7 protein-coding genes are annotated in these 20,633 nt (G+C 65.6%); 5 read left to right on the top strand and 2 right to left on the bottom strand.

Annotated elements, in window-relative coordinates:
• Positions 1–37: 37 nt before the first annotated feature.
• From fhuB to AWB74_RS06200, 3 genes are read left to right on the top strand one after another with little or no spacing between them, the layout of a single operon-like run.
• Entirely contained in the window at positions 38–1,948 is a 1,911-nt protein-coding gene (gene fhuB, locus AWB74_RS06210; protein WP_061145877.1) for a Fe(3+)-hydroxamate ABC transporter permease FhuB, read from the top strand.
• Positions 1,945–2,703, top strand: coding sequence for a siderophore-iron reductase FhuF (gene fhuF, locus AWB74_RS06205; protein ID WP_061145876.1), 759 nt, complete (start codon positions 1,945–1,947; stop codon positions 2,701–2,703). The genes fhuB and fhuF overlap by 4 nt, the downstream gene beginning before the upstream one ends.
• On the top strand, positions 2,631–3,677 hold the full coding sequence (locus tag AWB74_RS06200) for an ABC transporter substrate-binding protein (RefSeq protein WP_235024495.1): 1,047 nt from the start codon (positions 2,631–2,633) through the stop codon (positions 3,675–3,677). Before fhuF ends, AWB74_RS06200 begins: the two co-directional genes overlap by 73 nt.
• 9 nt (positions 3,678–3,686) lie before the next feature.
• On the opposite strand, the gene yiaA is transcribed toward AWB74_RS06200, so the two are convergent.
• Positions 3,687–4,115, bottom strand: a complete 429-nt coding sequence (gene yiaA / locus AWB74_RS06195) for an inner membrane protein YiaA (protein ID WP_061145875.1) — start codon at positions 4,113–4,115, stop codon at positions 3,687–3,689.
• Between the two features lie 93 nt (positions 4,116–4,208).
• A complete protein-coding gene (locus AWB74_RS06190; protein WP_061145874.1) occupies positions 4,209–5,954 on the bottom strand; it encodes a cyclic peptide export ABC transporter in 1,746 nt (581 codons plus the stop codon).
• A 219-nt stretch (positions 5,955–6,173) separates the two neighbouring features.
• On the opposite strand from AWB74_RS06190, the gene AWB74_RS06185 reads away from it, so the two are divergent.
• Positions 6,174–15,680, top strand: coding sequence for a non-ribosomal peptide synthetase (locus AWB74_RS06185; RefSeq protein ID WP_061145924.1), 9,507 nt, complete (start codon positions 6,174–6,176; stop codon positions 15,678–15,680).
• Positions 15,677–20,632, top strand: a complete 4,956-nt coding sequence (locus AWB74_RS06180; RefSeq protein WP_061145873.1) for a non-ribosomal peptide synthetase — start codon at positions 15,677–15,679, stop codon at positions 20,630–20,632. The genes AWB74_RS06185 and AWB74_RS06180 overlap by 4 nt, the downstream gene beginning before the upstream one ends.
• Position 20,633 lies beyond the last annotated feature (1 nt).

Below are 20,633 nucleotides of genomic sequence, written 5' to 3'. Positions count from 1 at the left end.
CCTTCCTCTTCGAACTAATTGCGGGGCGTGGCCGGACATGACGACGCTCGTTTCGCATCATCGCGTGACGGCGCCGGATCGCGTCGGCGTGATCGCGGTCGCATTGATCGCGTTGATCGTCGTGTTGGCCGCGCTGCGTCTCGGCCCCGATGTGCGCGCGTGGCTCGATGCGCCATCGGGCAGCGATGCCGCGCAGCTCGCGCACGTCTTCCTCTTCGATCTGAACGCGCCGCGCGTGCTGGCGGCGCTCGTCGCGGGCGGCTGTCTCGCGATCGCGGGCGCGCTCTTTCAGGCGTTGACGCGCAATCCGCTCGCCGCGCCCGATCTGCTCGGCATCGTGTGCATGCTGCTCTTTTCCGCGATCACGACGCTGCTGCTGGCGTTTTTCGAGCAGACGGTCGTCGGGGCGTCGCTGTGGGCGAGCGGCAGCCTGTATCAGCCGGGCGCGTCGGGGTTGATGACCGCGCTCGGCTGGCTCGCGTTGCCGCTCGTGGCGTTGCCGTTCGTGATGCGTCCGCTCGATCCGCTCGCACTCGGCGACGATGCCGCCGCTTCCGCCGGCGTGAACGTCGATGCGACGCGTCTTTTCGCGATGACCGTCGCGGTCGGCTTCGCGAGCGTCGCGGTGGCGATCGCCGGGCCGCTGTCGTATGTCGGGCTCATCGCGCCGAATCTGCTGCGGCATATGCGCGGCGCGAAGGCGTCGAAGCTGGCCGCGCTCGTGCCGCTCTCGGCGCTCGCGGGCGGCGCGCTCGTGCTCGCCACCGACAGCGCCGTGCTCGCGCTCGATCTCGATTCGACCTTGTCGACGGGCGTGGCGATCGCGTTCGTCGGCACGCCGCTGATGCTCGCGATGATCCGCAGCGGCGCGGCCTGGTCCGGCGCATTGCACGCGGGGCAAACGCGTGAATCCGTGAAGCGCGGCATGCGTGCGGTGCGCGCGTTGTCTGCGTTGCCGTGGCCGATGCTCGCGGCGCTTTTGCTCGCGACCGGATGCGCGGTGCTCGTGCTCGGCGCATCCATCGGTCCGACGATGCTCGGCCCCGCGCGCTGGATCGATGCGCTCACGCATCGCGACGACATCGCCCGCATGCTGCTCGAACTGCGCGTGCCGCGTCTGCTGTGCGCGCTGCTCGCGGGCGCGATGCTGGCGGCGAGCGGCGTGCTGATGCAAAGCGTCGTGCGCAATCCGCTCGCGGGCCCGGAAGTGCTCGGCGTCACACAAGGCGCGGGATTCGCGACGCTCGCTGCGCTCATGATCTGGCCGCTCGCCGGTCATCTTTTTCTTGCGGCGGCAGCGCTCGTCGGCGGTGGCGCGACGCTCGTCATGACCTTGCTGTTCAATCGACGGCATCAGTACGCGCCGCTCGCGGTGGCGTTGACGGGCATCGTCATCGGCACGCTGTGCACGACGCTCGCGCAATGGCTCATCACGCAGCAAAGCGTGCAGCCGGCGCGCTTCGTGGTGTGGCTCGTCGGCGGCACGTATGGGCGGAGCTGGGGCGAAGTCGCGACGATTCTGCCGTGGTGCGTGCTCGCGCTGCCGGTACTGGCGCTGCTCGCGCGGCCGTTGGATCTGCTCGCGCTCGGTGATGAGCAGGCGTCCGCACTCGGTCTGCCGATCGCGCTGTTGCGACCGCTCGTGCTGACCGTGGCGACCCTGGCCGCGTGCGCGGCGGTGGCGGCGGTGGGGCCGGTCGGCTTCATCGGTTTGATGGCGCCGCATCTCGCGTCGATGCTCGGCGCGCGTACGCACGGCACGAGGCTCTGGCTTGCGGCTTTGCTGGGCGCGCTGGTGCTCGCCGCCGCCGATCTCGCCGCGCGCACCTTGCTCGCGCCGCGCGAGATTCCGGCGGGCGTGCTGACGGCGCTGATCGGTGCGCCGTACATGCTTGCGCTGCTCGTCATCGAAACGCGCCGCGACAAGGGACGAGGCCGCGCGCGATGAGTCCGCAAGCGCGCAGCTTCGCCGAGTTCGCGCCGCTTGAGTTGGCGCCGTATCTGCAAAACGTGTGGCTCGGCACGCCGGACGATGACGCGGCGCGCATTCCTTTGACATCGCTTTCCGATCACCGGGACGCGATGCTCGCCGCGATGACCGCGCTCTACGGCGGCGACGCCGAGCTTCACGCGCGCGCGTTGCTCTCGCAGTGGAGCAAGTACTACTTCGGTCTCGCGGCGCCTGCGGGCGTCGCGGCGGCGCGCTTGCTCGGGCGTCCGCTGGATATGTCGGCGGAACGTACTTTCGTCGTGTTGAAGCAGGGCATGCCAGCCGCGCTTCACTTCGATGCCGATGCTCTGCAAGCCGTCGATGCCGATCCCGCGCGCCGCTACGCGAGCCTCGTCGCGCATCTGGATAGCGTCATCGGCATGATGGCCGGCATGGCGAAGATCGCGCCGCGCGTGCTGTGGAGCAACGCGGGCAATCTGCTCGACTACCTGCTCGCCAATTGCCCGTCGATTTTCGACGATGCCGATATCGACGCCGCTTGGCTCTTCCGTTCCGGCGATGCGAATCCGCTGCGCACGCCGCTGCGCGATGCGACGCCGCGTTCGCCGCTCTTACCCAACCCGTTTCGCGCGCGCCGCGTGTGCTGCGTGCGCTATGAGATTCCCGGAGAGACGCAACTGTGCGCAAGCTGCCCGCTGCTTTTGACGATGCGCGACGACGAGCTCGCGTTGCAGGACGCCGTCGGGCGATAGCGCTTGCCGCGTGCCTGTGCATCGCGCTGGCGGGCGGCAATGCGTTCGCGAGCGATGACAACGCCTGCGCGCCGCTCGCCGGCAATCCGACCGTCTCGCAGTTCAGCAAGACGATGCCGGCGCAACCGAAGCGCATCGTCGTGCTGGAGTTCATGTTCGCGGAAGATGTTGCCGCGCTCGATCTGACGCCTGTCGGCGTGGTCGATCCCGAGTACTACGACGGCTGGATTGGCTACGACAGCGCGCGCTTCAAGGGCGTGCCGACTGTCGGCACGCGTCAGGAGCCGAGCCTGGAGGCGATTGCATCGACGCGGCCAGATCTGATCATCGGCGTGGGCTATCGGCATGCGCCGATCTTCGCGGCGCTCGATCGCATTGCGCCGACGGTGCTGTTTCAGTTCAGCCCCGACGTCGAACACGGCAACGGCGATGGCGCGCGCACGCAGCTCGACTGGACGCGCAGCATCTTTCATACGATCGCCTGCATGACGGGGCGTGAGCAGCAGGCGCGCGACGCCGACGCGAAACTCGATGCGGGCCTCGCCCGCGATGCCGCGCGATTGAAAGAAGCCGGTTTGTCGGGCACGCGCTTCGCGCTTCTGCAGGACCTCGGCTTGCCCGATCGCTACTGGGCTTATACGGGCAACAGCACGGCGGCGGGCGTGGCGCGCGCGCTCGGCGTGAAGCTGTGGCCGGAAAAGCCGACGCGCGAGGGAACGGTGTATCTGACCTCGGCGGATTTTTTGAAGCGGCAGGATATGGCGGTGCTGTTCGTGACGACATCGAATGCGGCGACGTCCGTCGATGCGACGCTGGATTCGCCCGTCTGGCGCTTCGTACCCGCGAAGAGGGAAAAGCGCGTGACCTTGGTCGAGCCGAATATCTGGGGATTCGGCGGGCCGATGTCGGCGTTGAAGCTGGGGGATGTGATTACGGAGAAGTTGTTGGGGTTGCCGCGAACTGCTCCGCAATAGCGACTGGGTTTAGTTGGCGTCGATTTCCTCGAAGCGACGCGGCGCGACCTGAACGTCGCGCGTATTCTTCTGGACCGCGATCGCGCCGAAGAGCGCCAATGCGAATGACATCGCGTAGAAGCCTTTCTCGCTGAGCGCGAGCGTCGCGTTCATCAGGCCGACTGTCAGAAGCAGGATGGCGAGCAAGATCGAAATCCAGCTCAGGCCGAAATAGATCGTTGTCACCGGAATGCCTTCCACACGATCGCGGACGCTCTTCTGCAGCGAGACCGCCGCATAGAGGCCATAGGCGAGCACGGTGAAGTAGTAGCCCTTTTCGTTGAGCTGCATGCCGGCGTTCCAGAGACCCACGAGATAGGCGCAGAATCCGATGAGCAATGCGCCCCACGATGCGGACACGAACGCGAAAGAAGGCTGATGGGAGGTCTTGCTAGCCATTTTGTTTTCCTTATCGATTGAGATATTGAAGCGTTGCCTCGCTCGCCACAGCAAGGCGCTTCGCACTCTACCAAGGAAAAATTTTGGGATACATTACCCCACCGTCCCATTCCCCCGTCCCGCCTCCACCGCCGCAGCCCTCACCCCACCGCCACGCGTCTCATTCACCACCATCCCGTTCTCGAGCTTCAGCACCCGATCCGCGATCGAAAAATACCGGTCATCGTGCGTAACGACGATCACCGTCTTCCCCCGCGCCCGCAACTCCGGCAGCAACTGCTCATAAAACACCGCCTTGAACGCCGGGTCTTGATCCGCGGCCCATTCATCGAAGAGATAAAGCGGCCTGTCCTCCAGATACGCGACCACGAGCGCAAGCCGCTTGCGCTGCCCGGTAGAAAGCGAACGAGTCGAGAACGCGCCATCGATCACCTTGACCTTGTGATCCAGCGCGAGCTTTGCGACGAGCGCATTCGCGCGCGCATCCGCCGCCGCGCGCGATTCATCGTTCGGATCGACGATGCCGAGCAACGCATCGAACAGATGGAAGTCGTTGAACACCGCCGTGAAGCGCTCGCGATACGCCGCGCGCGCGTGCTCTTCCACAGGCTTGCCATCGACTTCGATCACGCCCGACTCCGGCTCGTAAAGCCCCGTGAGCACTTTCGCGAGCGTGGTCTTGCCGCTGCCATTCCCGCCGACGATGAACACCAGCTCGCCCGGCCTGAACGTCAGATCGACGGGACCGATGCGGAACATGCGCTCATCGCGCTCATGAAAATACGAATGCGTGACGCCGCGCATCGCGAGCGTTTCGAAGGCTGCATCGTTCGTCGATGATCCGCGCGACGCATGCACGCGCACGCTGCCGAATTCCGCCATCACGTTCTCGATGCGCCCGAGCGATACACGCGCCGCGTTCAGCGTCGGAATGTTGTTGAGCAGGCCATCGAGCGGCACGAGCATGAAGAGAAACACGACAACATAGCCCGCGGTCGCGGCTGCATCGGCACGCACGCCGAGCGATGGCCAGAACGCCGCCGCGCCGAGAAAGCCATAGAACAGAAAGATGATCCAGCCGACACCGACCGCATACGCACTGAAAGCGCGCCGCCGATGATCGCGCACTTCGCCGATCGCCGCGCCCAGTTGCCCTTCGACGAACTGCTGCGAGCGCGCGCGATGCAGCTTCAGTTCCTTCGCGCCCGCGAACAGCGCGCCGAGATAGCCGAACAGCTTGTCCTGCGACTGCCCCGCGGCTTCGAGCGACGCAATCGCGCGCTTGTCGCCGAGGTGATAGCCGAGCGAGCCCGTGACGATCGCCGCGAGCGCGAGCAGACACACCGGCCACGACAGCCACGCGAGATAGCCGAGGCAGCCGAACACGATCGATCCGTGCATGACGATGTTCGGCAGCGCGAAGAAGAGCATCGATACGTTTGTGGCGTCGTCGGTCAAAACAGACTGCACGGGCGCCGCGCCGATGCGCTCGACATCGCGCAACTCGGCCGCCGCCACGCGCCGCGCAACGTGCTCGCGCAACTGCGCCATCGTGTCCTGCGAGAGCCGCGCGAACAGCACGCCCGAGATCACGCGCGTGATCAACGCGACGACCGCGCACAACGCGAAGCGCCATGCGAGCGCGCCATCGGCGGATGTCGACGTTGAAAGCGCGCGATTGAGCGTCGCGACGAGCATCACGCTCGCGACGCCGTTCAGCACGCATGCGACGAGCGCGACCCCGAATGCGCCGCGCGAGCGCTTGAGCAGCGCGAGGATCAGGCGCGCAGCGGGCTTTTGCGTCGCGGAAGAACTTAAAGGCTCGTTGATGGCAGTCATTGGCAAGGCATCGCTGAAGTAAGGAGGGCGGCGCTATTCGCGCCTCTACATAGAGACGTTTCGGCGCGGCAAATCTTTAGCGCGCCCAGCGCATTAAAAGAGCGCGGTAAAAATTCTTTCGCGCGATTCGTCATCCCGAGTGAAGCCGCATTTTGAGCGGCGCCCCGTTCATGCCGCAGCAATTGCCGATGCGGCCAGAACCCGAAGGAATTCATGCCGATGACGAGTTTCCCGACAGCGCTTCATCTTCGTATTCAAGCGCTCGCACGCGTTCAACCCGATGCGCCCGCGCTCGCGTTCGACGCACATGACGACGCGCGTATTTCGCGCGGCGAACTCGACGCCCGCGCGTCCCGGCTCGCGGCGCGCCTGCGTGCTTCGGGCGTAAGCGCTGAAGTGCGCGTGGGCGTGTGCGTCGAGCGATCGTGCGAGTTGTTCGTCGCGCTGCTTGCCGTGCTGAAGGCGGGCGGCGTGTTCGTGCCGCTCGATCCGCATCATCCCGCCGCGCGCCTCGACTGGATCGCGAGGGATGCGGGTCTCATCCACGGTATCGTCGATGCAACCGCCGACGATGCGATGCGCGCGCGTTTCGCACAATGCTTCGACGTGCAGCACGACAACGACGATGCGCCCGCACTCGATGACGCCACGCCCGTGCATCCGCGCGCGGCCGCATACATGATCTACACGTCGGGATCGACGGGCACGCCCAAGGCCGTCGTCGTCGAGCACGGTCCGCTCGCCGCGCATTGCGATGCGCTCGTGCAGGCACTCGGCATCGGTGAAGGCGATAGTCTTCTGCACTTCGCATCGGTCAATTTCGATGCCGCGCACGAATCCTGGCTCGCGCCGCTCGCGGTGGGCGCGCGCATCGTCATCACCGCGCCGCCGCCGTTCGCGCCCGAAGCGGCGCATGCGCTGATCGAATGCGAGCGCGTGAACGTGGCCGCGTTTCCGCCTGCTTATCTGCGCGAGTTCGCGGCTGTCGCGGAGCGCAAGGGCGTGCCCGCATCGCTGCGCGTGCTCGCGTTCGGCGGCGAGGCGCTCTCGCGCGAAGCGTTCGCACGCGTGCGTCGCGTGTTCATGTCGCAGCGTCTCATCAATGGCTACGGTCCGACTGAAGCCGTCATCTCGCCGATGCTGTGGCCGGTAGAGCCGCATGTCACGCCCGATCTCGCCGATGCCGATGCATACGCGTCGCTGCCCATCGGACGCGTGATCGGTCCGCGTGTCGCGCGTATCGACGAAGGCGAATTGTTGCTCGGAGGCGCGTGCATCGCGCGTGGTTATCACGGACGCGCGGCATTGACCGCCGAACGATTCGTGCCCGATCCATCGGGCGAGCCGGGCGCGCGCATCTATCGCACAGGCGATCTCGCGCGTGAACGTGCCGATGGCGCATACGACTATCTCGGCCGCATCGACGATCAGGTGCAGATTCGCGGCGTGCGCGTAGAGCCCGCGGAAATCGCGGCGTGCCTGCGTGCGCATCGATCGATTCGCGATGCAGCCGTGCTCGCCGATTCGACGGATGGCCGCACGCAACTAACCGCCTGTCTCGTGACCGCCCACGAGAACACGAACGATGCCGCGCTGAAAACTTATCTCGCGGAGCATTTGCCGGCAGCGTGGCAGCCGCATCGTTACGTGCGCCTCGCGCGGCTGCCCTATACGTTGAACGGCAAGCTCGACCGCGATGCGCTGAAAGCGCAAGTAGCTGTCGCATCGGCACAGCGCAACGCGGATTTCATCGAGCCCGCGACCGATACCGAGCGCCGTCTCGCGCAGACCTGGCAGCGCATTCTCGACGATGCTGCACCTGTTGGCCGCGCCGACCGCTTCTTCGCGCGCGGTGGCGATTCGCTCGCGGCGATGCAGTTGCAGGCGGCCATTCGCATCGACTGGCGTGTGAATCTGCGTCTCGATGCGATCTTCGACGATCCATCGCTGGAAGCATTGGCGACGCTGATCGATGCGAGCGATAAGGAAGCAAGCGGCATGTCGATCGTGAGACGCACGGCGTCGACGAACGCGTCCTTCATCGACAGACCCGCATCGTTCGCGCAGCAACGGTTCTGGGTGCTCGCGCAGACGCGCGATGCGGGCTCGGCGTATCACATCGCCGGTCATTGGAATATCACCGGCAAGCTCGACGCAGATGCAATGCAACGCGCGCTCGATCACGTGATCGAGCGTCACGAGGCGTGGCGCACGACGCTCGTCGAGAACGACGATGGCATCGTCATGCAGCGCATTCACGCGTCCTTGCCGGTGACGATCGAGCGTGCGCGTCCCGATGCATCGGCCGAGGCACACGCAAGCGCTGCGTTCGATCTGTCGAACGGTCCGCTATTGCGTGCCGCGCTCATATCGTTCGATGATCAATCGCATCGCCTGATGCTGACGGCGCATCACGCGATCACCGATGGCTACAGCTCGCGCATCGTCTTCGATGAACTCGCGCATGCGTATTCGGCTTATGCGCAAGGCGATGAACCGTCGTTGCCCGCGTTGCCGGTCCAGTATGCGGATTACGCGCAGTGGCAGCGCGATCTCATCGCGGGTGAAGAGGGCGAACGTCAACTCGGCTATTGGCGTGAAGCGCTCGATGCCGCGCCCGAAGCGCTCGCGCTTCCTTGCGACCGCGCGCGTCCTGCCGTGCGCGATCATCGCGGTGGACGCGTATCGCTGCGGCTCTCCGCCGATACATCGAATGCGCTGCGCGAACTCGCGCGTAATACGCACGCGTCCGCGTTCGTCGTGCTGCTCGCTGCGTTCGATGCGTGGCTTCATCGGCTCACCGGCGCAAACGATTTCGTTGTAGCCGCGCCGGCGGCGCATCGGCAGCGGCCCGAAACGGAGCGGCTCATCGGCTTGTGCCTGAACACGCTGGCGTTGCGCGCGCGAGTCGATTCGCGTCGATCGTTTTCCACGTTGATCGATGATGTGCGCAGTCATGCGCTCGACGCATTCGCGCATCAGGACGTGCCTTTCGATCGCGTGCTCGATGCAGTGAAACCGCCCGTCGCGCGCGGCGAAGAATGGCTGCGCGTGAAGTTCGCCCAACAGTTCGATGCCGAACTGAAGGCGACTTTGCCGGGGGCTTCAGCGATTGCGTCGCCCGGTCCCGATCTCGCCGCGCGCTTCGATTTCGCGCTCGATTTCACGGACGATGCGCGCGGCATCGAACTGGTCGCGGCCTATGCGCGCGATTGCATCGACGAAGCCACCGCACATGCCTGGCTCGCGAGCTTCGCGACGCTCGTCGCGGACGCGGTGCGCGATCCTTCACGTGCGATCGCATCGCTCGATTGCACGACGCAAAGTGCATCGAGACAAGGCCGCGCGCTCGCCTTCGATGCTCACGACATCCTAGCGCTGATCGCGCATCATGCCAGCGCGACGCCGCATCGCATCGCGCTTGCGGACGCGCACACGCACATCACGTTCGCCGAACTCGACGATGCGTCGAACCGCATCGCGCTCGCGTTGCGTCAGAAGGGCGCGCAGGCCGAGCATGCGGTCGCGGTATGTATCGAACGCTCGGCGCGTTTCGTCGTCGCATTGATCGGCGCGATGAAGTCGGGCGCGTATGCGGTGCCGCTCGATCCCGCGATGCCTCAAGCACGACTCGACGCGGCAATCAAAGCATGCAGCGCGCGTCTCGCACTCATCGCGACGAAGGACGACAACGCGCCTCGCGCACTCGCCCAGGCGCAACTGCTCGATGCCGATACGCTCGCGCACGATGCATCGCTCGCGAACGCCGCCATGCAGCGCGTGCAGCCCGCGCCGGAACAGACCGCTTATGTCATCTTCACGTCGGGTTCGACCGGCACGCCGAAGGGCGTCGCCGTGCCGCATCGCGCGCTCGCCGACTACGTGCAAGGCATGCTCGATGAACTCGCATTCGCACCCGGCGCATCGATGGCGATGGTGTCGACCGTCGCCGCCGATCTCGGTCACACGACGCTCTTCGGCGCGCTGTGCTCGGGCCGCACGCTGCATTTGTTGCCCGCCCGATGCGCGTTCGATCCGGACCGCTTCGCCGCTGAAATGCGTGCGCGCGAAGTGGGCGTATTGAAGATCGTGCCGAGTCATCTGCATGCGTTGCTCGAAGCGCAGCATCCCGCCGACGTGTTGCCTGCGCATGCGCTCGTGACGGGCGGCGAATCGTTGCCGTGGGCGCTCGTCGATCGCGTGAAGGCGTTGAAACCCGCGTGCCGTGTCATCAATCACTATGGGCCGACGGAAGCGACGGTCGGCGCGATCGCGTGCGAGGCATCCGCGTTCGCCAACGATGAACGCAATGCACGCGGCGCACCGCTCGGACTTCCGTTGCCGAACGCTCAGGCTTACGTGTTCGATGCATTCGGCGCATGCGTGCCGCCGGGCGGCATCGGCGAGCTGCATCTCGGCGGGCCGGGCGTTGCGCGCGGTTATCTCGGACGCGCGGACGCGACGGCGGAACGTTTCGTGCCGCATCCGTTCGCACATGGCGAGCGGCTTTATCGCACGGGAGATCGTGTGCGTCTGCTGGCCAATGGACGTATCGCGTTTCTCGGTCGTCTCGACGATCAGGTGAAGATTCGCGGCTATCGCGTCGAGCCGGGCGAAGTAAGCGCTGCGCTGCGTGCGATGGAAGGCGTCGCGCAAGCCGAGACATTGGCTGTCGATCGTGACGGCCGGTTGCAACTCGCGACCTTCGTGACTGGCTCTGTCAAAGACGAAATCCTGCTGCGCGATGCGCTCGCAGCGCGCTTGCCCGACTACATGGTGCCTGCGTCGATCGTCGTGCTCGATGCGTTTCCCGTGACGGCGAACGGCAAAATCGATCGCGCCGCGTTGCGCGACATCGCGATGAAGCCGGCCGAATCGAGTGCGACGAGCGATGCACCCCGAGGCGAGACCGAAGAAGCGATCGCATCCGTATGGAAGGACGTGTTGAAGGCGAAGTACGTCGGCCGCGACGATAACTTCTTCGAACTCGGCGGCGATTCGATTCTCGTGCTGCAAGTGATCGCGCGTCTGCGAAAACGCGGTCTGCGCGCGACGCCGAAGCAGATTTTCGACAACGCGACGGTCGCGCAACTCGCGCTCGTCGCGAAGGCAATCGATGCGAAAGCGCCGGTCATCGCCACGAAGCAGGCTGACGAAGCCGCGACGCTCACGCCCGCGCAATTGCGCTTCTTCGCGCTCGATATTCCCGAGCGTGGCCACTGGAACCAGTCGATCGAATTCGACGTGGACGCATCGTTCGATCTCGACGCCTTCGCGCGTGCGTTCGATGCGTTGCTCACGCATCACGAGATCTTCCGTCAACGCTTCGAGAGCGGGCGCATGGCGTTGGCATCGAAGGCATTCGAAGCGCTGCCGCTCGCCGTCGTCGCCGCCAGCGACGATGGCGATGCGCTCGCGCAGTTCGACGCGATCCAGCGCACGCTCGACATTGCACGCGGGCCGCTCGCCTGCGCGCTCGCCGCATCGCTGCCGGACGGGCGCACGAAGCTCTATCTCGCGATTCATCACCTGATCGTCGATGGCGTCTCGTGGCGCATTCTCCTCGACGATCTGCAGAACGCGTATCGCGCGGCGCAAACGCGCGGCATCGCGAGTCTGACGCGCACCGGCGCGACCGCCGCGCAATGGGCCGCGCGACTTGCGAAGGCCGCACGCGATCCGCAATCGCCGTTCGCCGGTGAAGCGAAGTACTGGACGTCGACGGTTTCATCGGCCGATGACTTGCGTCTCGATCATCCGCAAGCGAAAGCAACGAACGCCGATGCTGCCGTCATCGAACAGACGATCGATACTGCGCTCACGCGCGCGGCGCTCGCCGAAGCGAACATCGCTTATCGCACGCAGACGGTGGAAGTGCTGATCGCGGCGCTTGCGCATGCGATCGGCGAGACATGCCGAATCGAGCTGGAAGGACATGGCCGTGAACCGCTCTTCGACGATATCGATGTGAGCCGCACGCTCGGCTGGCTCACGAGCCACTATCCGGTGCGCGTGCGTGCCGAAGCGTCGCCCATCGAAACGCTCGCCGCGACGAAAGACACGTTGCGCGCCGTGCCGAACAAAGGTCTGGGCTTCGGCGTGCTGCGTCATTACGGCGACGAAGCAACACGCGCCGCGCTCGAAGCGTTGCCGCGTCCGCGCGTGACCTTCAACTACCTTGGTCAGTTCGATTCGCACGATACGCGCGATGCCGCCTTTACGCCGCGTTTCGGCGGCGCGGGCTGCGAGCGCGATCCTGCGGGACCGCTGGGCAACGCGCTCGCGATTCACGCCTATGTCGACGACAACGGCGAACGCACGCTCAAGCTGCACTGGGTCTACGGCTCGACGCAATTCGAGCGCGCGACCATCGAAGCGCTTGCACAGCGCTTCGAAAATGCGCTCGCCGCTATCGTCGCTGCATGCGCCGAACGTGTCGCGCAAAAGGGTCCGGGCGCAACGCCGGGAGATTTCCCGCTCGCGCGCGACGGCGGCCTGACGCAAGCGGCGCTCGATCGCGTGACGGTCGATCTGCGCAGCGTCGTCGATATCTATCCGCTTTCGCCGATGCAACAGGGCATCCTGTTCCATTCGCTCTTTGCGCCCGAGCAATCGACGTATGTGAACCAGCTCGCGGCGACGCTCATCGCGTCTGATGTGGAACGCTTGCGTGCGGCATTCGAAGCAGCCGTGCCGCGTCACGATATCTTGCGCACGAGCTTCACGCCCGACGAAGCCACGCCGATGCAGATCGTGCATCGCCAGGCGCGCATGCCGTTCGATGTGCTCGACTGGCGCGATCGTCGCGATGCGCTTGCGTCGTTCGAAACGTGGCTCGCGGAAGACCGCGCGCGCGGCTTCGATCTCGCAGCGCCGCCGCTGATGCGTGTCACGCTGATTCGCCTGACCGACGATGAATGGCGCATCGTGTGGACGCGTCATCATCTGCTGCTCGATGGCTGGAGCACCGCGCACATGTTTGCGGACGTGCTGCGCGATTACATCGAACCGCCGCGCACGCAGCCGTTCGCCGCGCCTGCGATGAAAGCGCGTTATCGCGACTTCATCGCATGGCTCGCCGAACGCGACGCGCAAGCAGACGAAGCGTTCTGGCTCGACCGTCTCGCACACATCGACGAACCCACGCGCATCGCGCAACGCGATGCAAGCAGTCAGCCGTCGCTCGGCAATCATCGCGCATGGCGTGGCACATTCGATGCCGCGACGGCTGCGCGCTTCACCGACACCGCGCGCCGTCTTCGCGTGACGCTCAACACGCTCGTTCAAGGCGCGTGGGCGCTCGCATTGCAGCGCATGACGCATCGCACGAGCGTCGCGTTCGGCGCGACGGTCGCAGGCCGCCCCGACGCCCTGACCGATATCGACGGCGTGCTCGGTCTCTTCATCAACACGGTGCCGGTCATTGCTGCGCCGTTGCCGCATCGCGCGGCGTCCGACTGGCTGCGCGAACTGCAGGCCGATAATGCCGCAGCCAACGAACACGCGCATACGCCGCTCGCGGAGATTCAGCGCTGGGCGGGACAGGGCGGCGCATTGTTCGATACGCTCGTCGTGTTCGAAAACTATCCCGTCGATGAAGCGTGGGCCGGCCGCGACGCGCGCGCGCTGAAGATGCGCGAGTTGCGCAATATCGAGGCGACGGACTTCGCGTTGACGCTTGTGGTGGAGGCGGGCGAATCGATCGTCATCGATTATGGATATGACGCCGCGCGTCTCGATGAGTCACGTGTGATCGCATTGCATCGCGCATTGTCTGCGTGTCTCGATGCTCTCGCCGCGAACGCGGACGCGCCGCTCGGCACCATCTCCATCGCCGATGAACACGCGCATTTCAACGCGACGGCGCACGCGTGGAGCGATGTGCAGAGCGCGCCGCTGCATCGGCAATTCGAGCGCATGGCGAAGCACGCGCCGAATGCCATCGCGCTCGAAATGACCGCGAGCGATGGCGCATTGCATCGCATGACATATGCGGAGTTGAACGCGAGTGCGGATCGCGTCGCGGCGGCGCTCGTCGCGTCGGGCGTCGCGCTGGACACGGCGGTCGCATTGTGCGTCGAGCGTTCGTTCGACATGGTCATCGCGCTGATCGGTGTGCTGAAGGCGGGCGCGGCGTATCTGCCTGTCGACCCGGATTATCCGGCGGAGCGGATCGCCTATTTGCTCGACGATGCGAAGCCCACCGTCGTGCTGACGCAAGCGCATCTGCGCGAGCGTGTCGAAGCGGCCGCATCGCGCGCGCGCGTGTTCGATATCGGCACGCTCATGCAGAACGATGCGTCGCTCGAATCTCCGATCGAAGTCACTGATTCGCATCTCGCGTATCTCATCTATACGTCCGGCTCGACTGGAAAGCCCAAGGGCGCGGGCAACGCGCACGGCGCGCTCGCGAACCGCATCGCGTGGATGCAGGACGCTTACCGGCTCACGCATGACGATGTCGTGCTTCACAAGACGCCGTTCGGCTTCGATGTTTCCGTGTGGGAATTCGTGTGGCCGCTCGCGACGGGCGCAAAGCTCGCCATCGCTGCGCCGGGCGATCATCGCGATCCGGCGCGCCTCGTCGGTGCAATCGAAGCGCATCGCGTGAGCACGCTGCATTTCGTGCCGTCGATGCTCGCGGCGTTCGTCGCGCATATCGATGAGTTCGAGGAGACGAAGCGCTGTGCGAGCATCGAGCGGATCATCGCGAGTGGCGAGGCGCTTGCGCCGGAACTCGTCGCGCGCGTCGCGAAGCTCTTGCCGGACGCGCGTCTCTACAACCTATATGGCCCGACCGAAGCGGCCATCGACGTATCGCACTGGACGTGCGGCGCGAACGATATCGAAGCGGGTTCAGTGCCCATCGGTCATCCGATCGCGAACCTGCAACTGCATGTGCTCGATGCAGCGATGCATCCGGTTCCTGTCGGCGCAATCGGCGAGCTGTATCTCGGCGGAGAGGGTCTCGCGCGCGGCTATCTCGGACGCGCGGCGCTGACCGCCGAGCGCTTCGTGCCCGATCCGATCGTCGCGGGCGCGCGGCTGTATCGCACGGGCGATCTCGCACGCCGGCGCGATGACGGCGCGCTCGACTATCTCGGCCGCATCGATACGCAAGTGAAGCTGCGCGGACAGCGCATCGAGCCGGGCGAAATCGAAGCGCTCCTGCGCGCGGAGCAGAACGTGCGCGATGCCGTCGTGATCGTGCGCGACGAGCAGTTGATCGGCTACATCGCATGCGCCGCGCCCGAATCGTTCGATGAAGCCGCCGTGCTGAATTCGCTGCGTTCGCAACTGCCTTCGTACATGCTGCCCGCGCACGTGATCGCACTCGATGCGCTGCCCGTCACGCCGAACGGCAAATGCGACCGCAACGCGTTGCCCGCACCGGCGCGCACGCAGCGAATCGTCGAAGTGCCGCGAACGGAGACCGAACGCGAGCTCGCCGCGATCTGGCAGCGCGTGCTGCATATCGAAGGCATTGGCCGCGATGACGATTTCTTCGCGCTTGGCGGTCATTCGCTGCTCGCGACGCAGGCGAACGCGCAAGCCAACCTGCACTGGTCGCTGACGCTGCCGCTGCGCACGCTCTTCGATGAACGCACGCTCGCGCGTTGTGCCGCGGTCATCGATGCCGCGCTGACGCAGCGCAATGCGGCAGGCGGCGCGCATGACGCGGCGAGCGCCATCGACGCCCTGCTCGATGAACTGGAGACGCAATGAGCACCACTCAACCCGACTTGCTTTCGCTCGCGACGCGCTTTGCGCAGTTGCCCGATGCGCAGCGCAAGGTATTCGTCGCGCGGCTCGCCGAAGCCGGCATCGACTTTCGCATGCTGCCGATCCCGCCGCGCGCACGAGGCGACGCATGCGAGACGAGCGTGCCTGCATCGTTCGCGCAGACGCGCCTGTGGCTGCATGCGCGCATGATCGACGAACCCGCCGCGTATCACATCACGGAGCGGCTGCGGCTCGACGGCGCGCTCGACGCGAACGCGCTGCGTCTTTCATGCGATGCGTTGATCGCGCGTCATGAAGCGTTGCGCACGACGTTCGCGGAAAGCGCGGACGGCGTGCTGCAAACCGTGCATGCACCGATGCGCTGTCCGTGGCAATCGGTCGATCTCACGCATATGCCTTTAGCGGAACGCGAGACGCGTGCCGCCGCGCTCGCACTCGCCGATGAATCGCGTCCGTTCGATCTCGCGCATGCGCCGCTCGTGCGCGCCCATCTCATCAAGCTCGACGCGAGTACGCACTGGCTTTCGCTGACGACGCATCACATCGTCTCCGATGGCTGGTCCGCCGATATCGCGCTGGCGGAACTCGCATCGTTCTATCGTGCGTATGCGAAAGGCGAGGCGGTGTCCGTCGCGCCGTTGCCGATCCAGTACGCGGATTACGCGCTGTGGCAGCGCCGCTGGCTCGATGCGGGCGAGCGCGAACGTCAGCTCGATTTCTGGCGTGCACGGCTCGATCCGTCGCGCGATGTGCTGACGTTGCCTGGCGCAGCAGCGCGTCCCGGCGAACGCAGCGCACGCGGCGCGCGTCACGTCTTCACGCTCGATGGACAACTCGCCGCGCGCCTGCGCACGTTCGCCAACGCACGCCGTGCAACGCCATTCGCCGTGCTGCTCGCGGCGCTCGATGCGCTCTTTGCGCGTGCATCGGGCGAAGCGCATATCCAGATCGGCGTGCCCGCCGCGAATCGCGAGCGCGCGGAGACGGCGGGGCTCATCGGCTTTTTCGTCAACACGCTGACGCTCGCCGCGCGCGTCGACGCAACGCAGCCGTTCACCACACTCGTCGATTCGGCGCAACGCGCGCTCGTCGATGCGCAGTCGCATCAGGACGTGCCCTTCGAACAAGTGGTGGAAGCGCTCGGCGTGGTGCGCAGCGCGAGTCATCATCCGTTGTTTCAGGTAATGGCCGCATACGGCGCGCGCCGTGCATTGCCATCTTTCGCCGATGTGCGCGTGACCGAACTGCCTTCCGGCACGCCCTTCGCCAAGTTCGATCTGACCGCGAACTTCGAAGAACGCGCGGACGGAACGCTCGCCGCCGCGTTCATCTATGCGCTCGATCTCTTCGAAGCCGATGCGATCGAACGGCTCGCGCGCCGCTTCGTCGAACTGTTGCGCAATGCGCTCGATGCGCCGGATACCTTCATCGGCGATCTGCAATGGCTACCGCACGATGAGCGCATGCAGCTCGACGCGTGGAATCGCAACGCGCCGGTCCATGCGCCGGCGTTCGTCTCGGTGCAGGAGCGCATCGCGCGTCATGCGCAAGCGAATCCCGGCGCGCGCGGAATTGCGGATATGGAGCGCGCATTCACGCGCAGTGAAGTCGATGCGCGTGCGACGCGCATCGCGCAACGTCTCATCGATGCCGGCGTGCGCGCGGAAATGCGTGTGGGCGTCGCGCTTGGTCGCTCCGTCGATCTGCTCGTCGGACTGATCGGCGCGCTGAAGTCGGGCGGTGCATTCGTGCCGCTCGATCCGAGTCATCCGCGGGAACGTCTCGCGCAGATTCTCGATGACGCGCAGATTGGGCACATCGTGACGGACCGCGCGAGCCTCGACGCGCTGCCGCTGCCCGCGAATGCGCGCATTCTTCTGCTCGACGATGATGCGATTTATACGGATGACGAAACATCGCGCATCGCATTGCCTGAAGTCGCGGCCGGACAGGCGGCCTATGCGATCTATACATCGGGCTCGACCGGCAAGCCGAAAGGCGTGATCGTCGATCACGGTTCGTTCGCGCGGCATTGCGTGGCCATTGCCGAGCGCTATGGCGCAACCGGGAACGACACGTTCATGCTGTTCCAGTCCGTCAACTTCGACGGCGCGCACGAAGGCTGGTTCTCGCAATACATCTCCGGCGCGGCAGTCGCCATCACGGCTGACACGCTCTGGCCGCCCGCGCTCACGTGCAGGCTGATGAACAAGGAAGGCGTGACGATGACGTACGTACCGCCCGGCTGCGCGACGCAGCTCGCGGAATGGGCGCTCGTGCACGGTGCGCCGCCCACGTTGAAGTCCATCACGGTCGGCGGCGAAGCGACTTCGCGCGAAGCCTTCGCGCTGATGCGCCGCGCGTTTCCGAACGCGCGCATCGTCAATGGCTATGGTCCGACCGAGACCGTCATCACGCCGATGCTGTGGATGTTCAATCCCGGCGACGATCCCGCGAAGCTCGCCGATTGCGCGTATCTGCCGATCGGCACGCTGGTCGGTGCGCGTAGCGCGCATGTCCTCGACGAGCGATTGAATCGGCTGCCCGTCGGCGTGATCGGCGAGTTGTATCTCGGTGGCGAAGGCGTGGGCGTCGCGCGCGGTTATCTCGACCGGCCCGCGCTGACCGCCGAGCGCTTCGTGCCCGATCCATACGGCGAACCGGGCGCGCGGCTGTATCGGACGGGCGATCTCGTACGTCGCCGTGCCGATGGCGTGTTCGACTTCATCGGCCGTGTCGATCATCAGGTGAAGCTGCGCGGCTTGCGTATCGAGCTCGGCGAGATCGAAGCGCAACTCGCCGCGCACGACGATGTGCGCGAAGCATGCGCCGTCGTGCGGGGCAAGGGCGCGCAGGCGGCGCTCGTGGCTTATGTCGAACTGAAAGCCGATGCACGCGAACGCGCCGCGCTCGGCCGCGCCGCGGATGCCTCCGAACTCGACGCGCACTTGCGCCGCACGCTGCCGGACTACATGGTGCCCGCGCATATCGTCGTACTCGATGCGCTGCCGCGCAATGCGAACAGCAAGGTCGATCGCGCGGTGCTGCCGGAGCCGCCGAAGAAGGAGCGGATCTACGAAGTGCCGGCGGCAGGCACCGAAGGCGCGCTCGCGAAGATATGGCGCGAGGTGCTGAACGTCGAGCGCGTCGGCCGTGCGGATCATTTCTTCGAACTCGGCGGACATTCGCTTGCGGCGGTGCGTGTCGTGACGCGCATCGCGGAGACGCTCGCACGCGATGTGCCGGTGCGCGCGTTGTTCGAGACGCCGGTGCTGTCGCAATACGCAAAGCGTGTGTTGCAGGCGAGCGCTTGCGAAGCCACATCGGAGGCGACTCAAAGTGCATTCGCGCCCGATGAAAACAGTGTGTGGCCGTTGTCTGCCGCGCAACTCGGTCTCTGGTTCCTGTGGCGCGCGCAACCGCGCAGCGCCGCGTACAACATTCCCGTCGCGGTGCGTTTGCGCGGTCCGCTCGATGCCGATGCGATGCGTGAAGCGCTCGCGCAAGCCGCCGCGCGTCATCCCGCGTTACGCACGCATCTGATCGAGCGCGAAGGCATGTTGCCCGGTCAGCGCATTTCGCCGATGTGGCGCTTCGATTTATCCGTGATCGATCTGGCGGGCCGTATCGACGAAGCGAAGCGCATCACCGATGATGACGCGCTCACGCCGTTCGATCTCGCCGCCGCGAAGCATCTGTGGCGCGCACGTCTGTTGCGTATCGCCGATGATGATCACGTGTTGTCGCTCGTCGTGCATCACATCGTGTCCGATGGAACGTCGATCGATCTGTGGCTCGACGATATCCGCGCCACTTATGTCGCGTTGCAAAAGGGCGCGTCGGTGTCGGAGCGGTCGTCGCATGCGCTGGTGCTGCCGTCATCGACGACGGGCGCACGCCTCGCGTTCTGGCGCGATGCGCTTCAGGATGTCCCCGCGATCGCATTGCCCGCGCCCGTCACGGGCCGCGTCGACGATCCGCAATGGCACGCGAGCCGCATCGCGTTCGCGCTCGACGATGCGCTCGTCGAACGTGCCCGCGCGCTCGCGATGGAATGCCACGCCACGTTGCCGATGCTGCTGCACGCGGCTTTGAACGCAGCGCTGCATCGATTGACGGGCGTTTGCGATCAGCCTGTCGGCGTGCTTGCATCGACACGTGAATCGACGGGCGATGCCGCGCGCGACGCGCTCGGGCTTTTCATCAATGCGGTCGTCGTGCGCACGCGCATGTCCGGCGACGACACGCCCGCGACCCTGCTTGCCACCGTGCGCGATGCCGCGCTCGCCGCGTATGCACACGCCGACGTGCCCTTCGCCGATGTCGTCGCTGCGTTGAATGTGCAGCGTCCCGGCGCCGGCAATCCGTTGTTTCAGGTGATGTTCAACTACCTTCGCCCCGCTGCGATGGCCTCGCGCGACTGGGCCGGCCTGAGTATCGAAGGCTTCGATGGCGTACGTCATCGCGTGGTGTTCGATCTGGAACTGGACGTCACCGAATATCCGGACGGTCGCGTGAGCTGCGCGTTTTCGTACGCGAGCGAACGTGTCGATGGCGCGTTTGTCGATGCGCTCGCCAAGCGTTATCTCGCGACGGTCGAGCAATTCGCGCACGCGCCGCACGACGCATTCGGCGCATGCGAATCGACGGTCGATTGCGTTGCAGGCGTCACCGCATCGAAGCCAGCGAGCGAGGAGACCGACGAGGCACGCGCGCTCGCGGCGGTCTGGAGCGCGGTCTTCGACGGCCAGGCCATCGCGCCGCACGATGATCTGTTCGAAGCCGGCGCGACTTCGTTCGCCGTCGTGCGTTTCGTCGATGCGGCGCGCAAGGCCGGTTTCGACATCGCGATTCAGGACGTATTCGCCACGCCGCATTGCGCGGGCCTCGCTGCGACGCTCGCGCGCCGCGTGTCGCTAAGCATCGACCAATGAC

It is taken from the genome of Caballeronia arvi (assembly GCF_001544695.2).
In the GTDB taxonomy this organism is placed as follows: Bacteria; Pseudomonadota; Gammaproteobacteria; order Burkholderiales; family Burkholderiaceae; genus Caballeronia; species Caballeronia arvi.
The sequence above is the reverse complement of the archived record's forward strand: the minus strand, read 5'-3'. Positions and strand labels throughout refer to the sequence as shown.

Excerpts from the sequence above, each read along its gene's own strand:
- fhuB (WP_061145877.1), top strand. The coding sequence starts at position 38 with ATGACGACGCTCGTTTCGCATCATCGCGTGACGGCGCCGGATCGCGTC.
- fhuF (WP_061145876.1), top strand. The coding sequence starts at position 1,945 with ATGAGTCCGCAAGCGCGCAGCTTCGCCGAGTTCGCGCCGCTTGAGTTG.
- yiaA (WP_061145875.1), bottom strand. The coding sequence starts at position 4,115 with ATGGCTAGCAAGACCTCCCATCAGCCTTCTTTCGCGTTCGTGTCCGCA.
- AWB74_RS06190 (WP_061145874.1), bottom strand. The coding sequence starts at position 5,954 with ATGACTGCCATCAACGAGCCTTTAAGTTCTTCCGCGACGCAAAAGCCC.
- AWB74_RS06185 (WP_061145924.1), top strand. The coding sequence starts at position 6,174 with ATGACGAGTTTCCCGACAGCGCTTCATCTTCGTATTCAAGCGCTCGCA.
- AWB74_RS06180 (WP_061145873.1), top strand. The coding sequence starts at position 15,677 with ATGAGCACCACTCAACCCGACTTGCTTTCGCTCGCGACGCGCTTTGCG.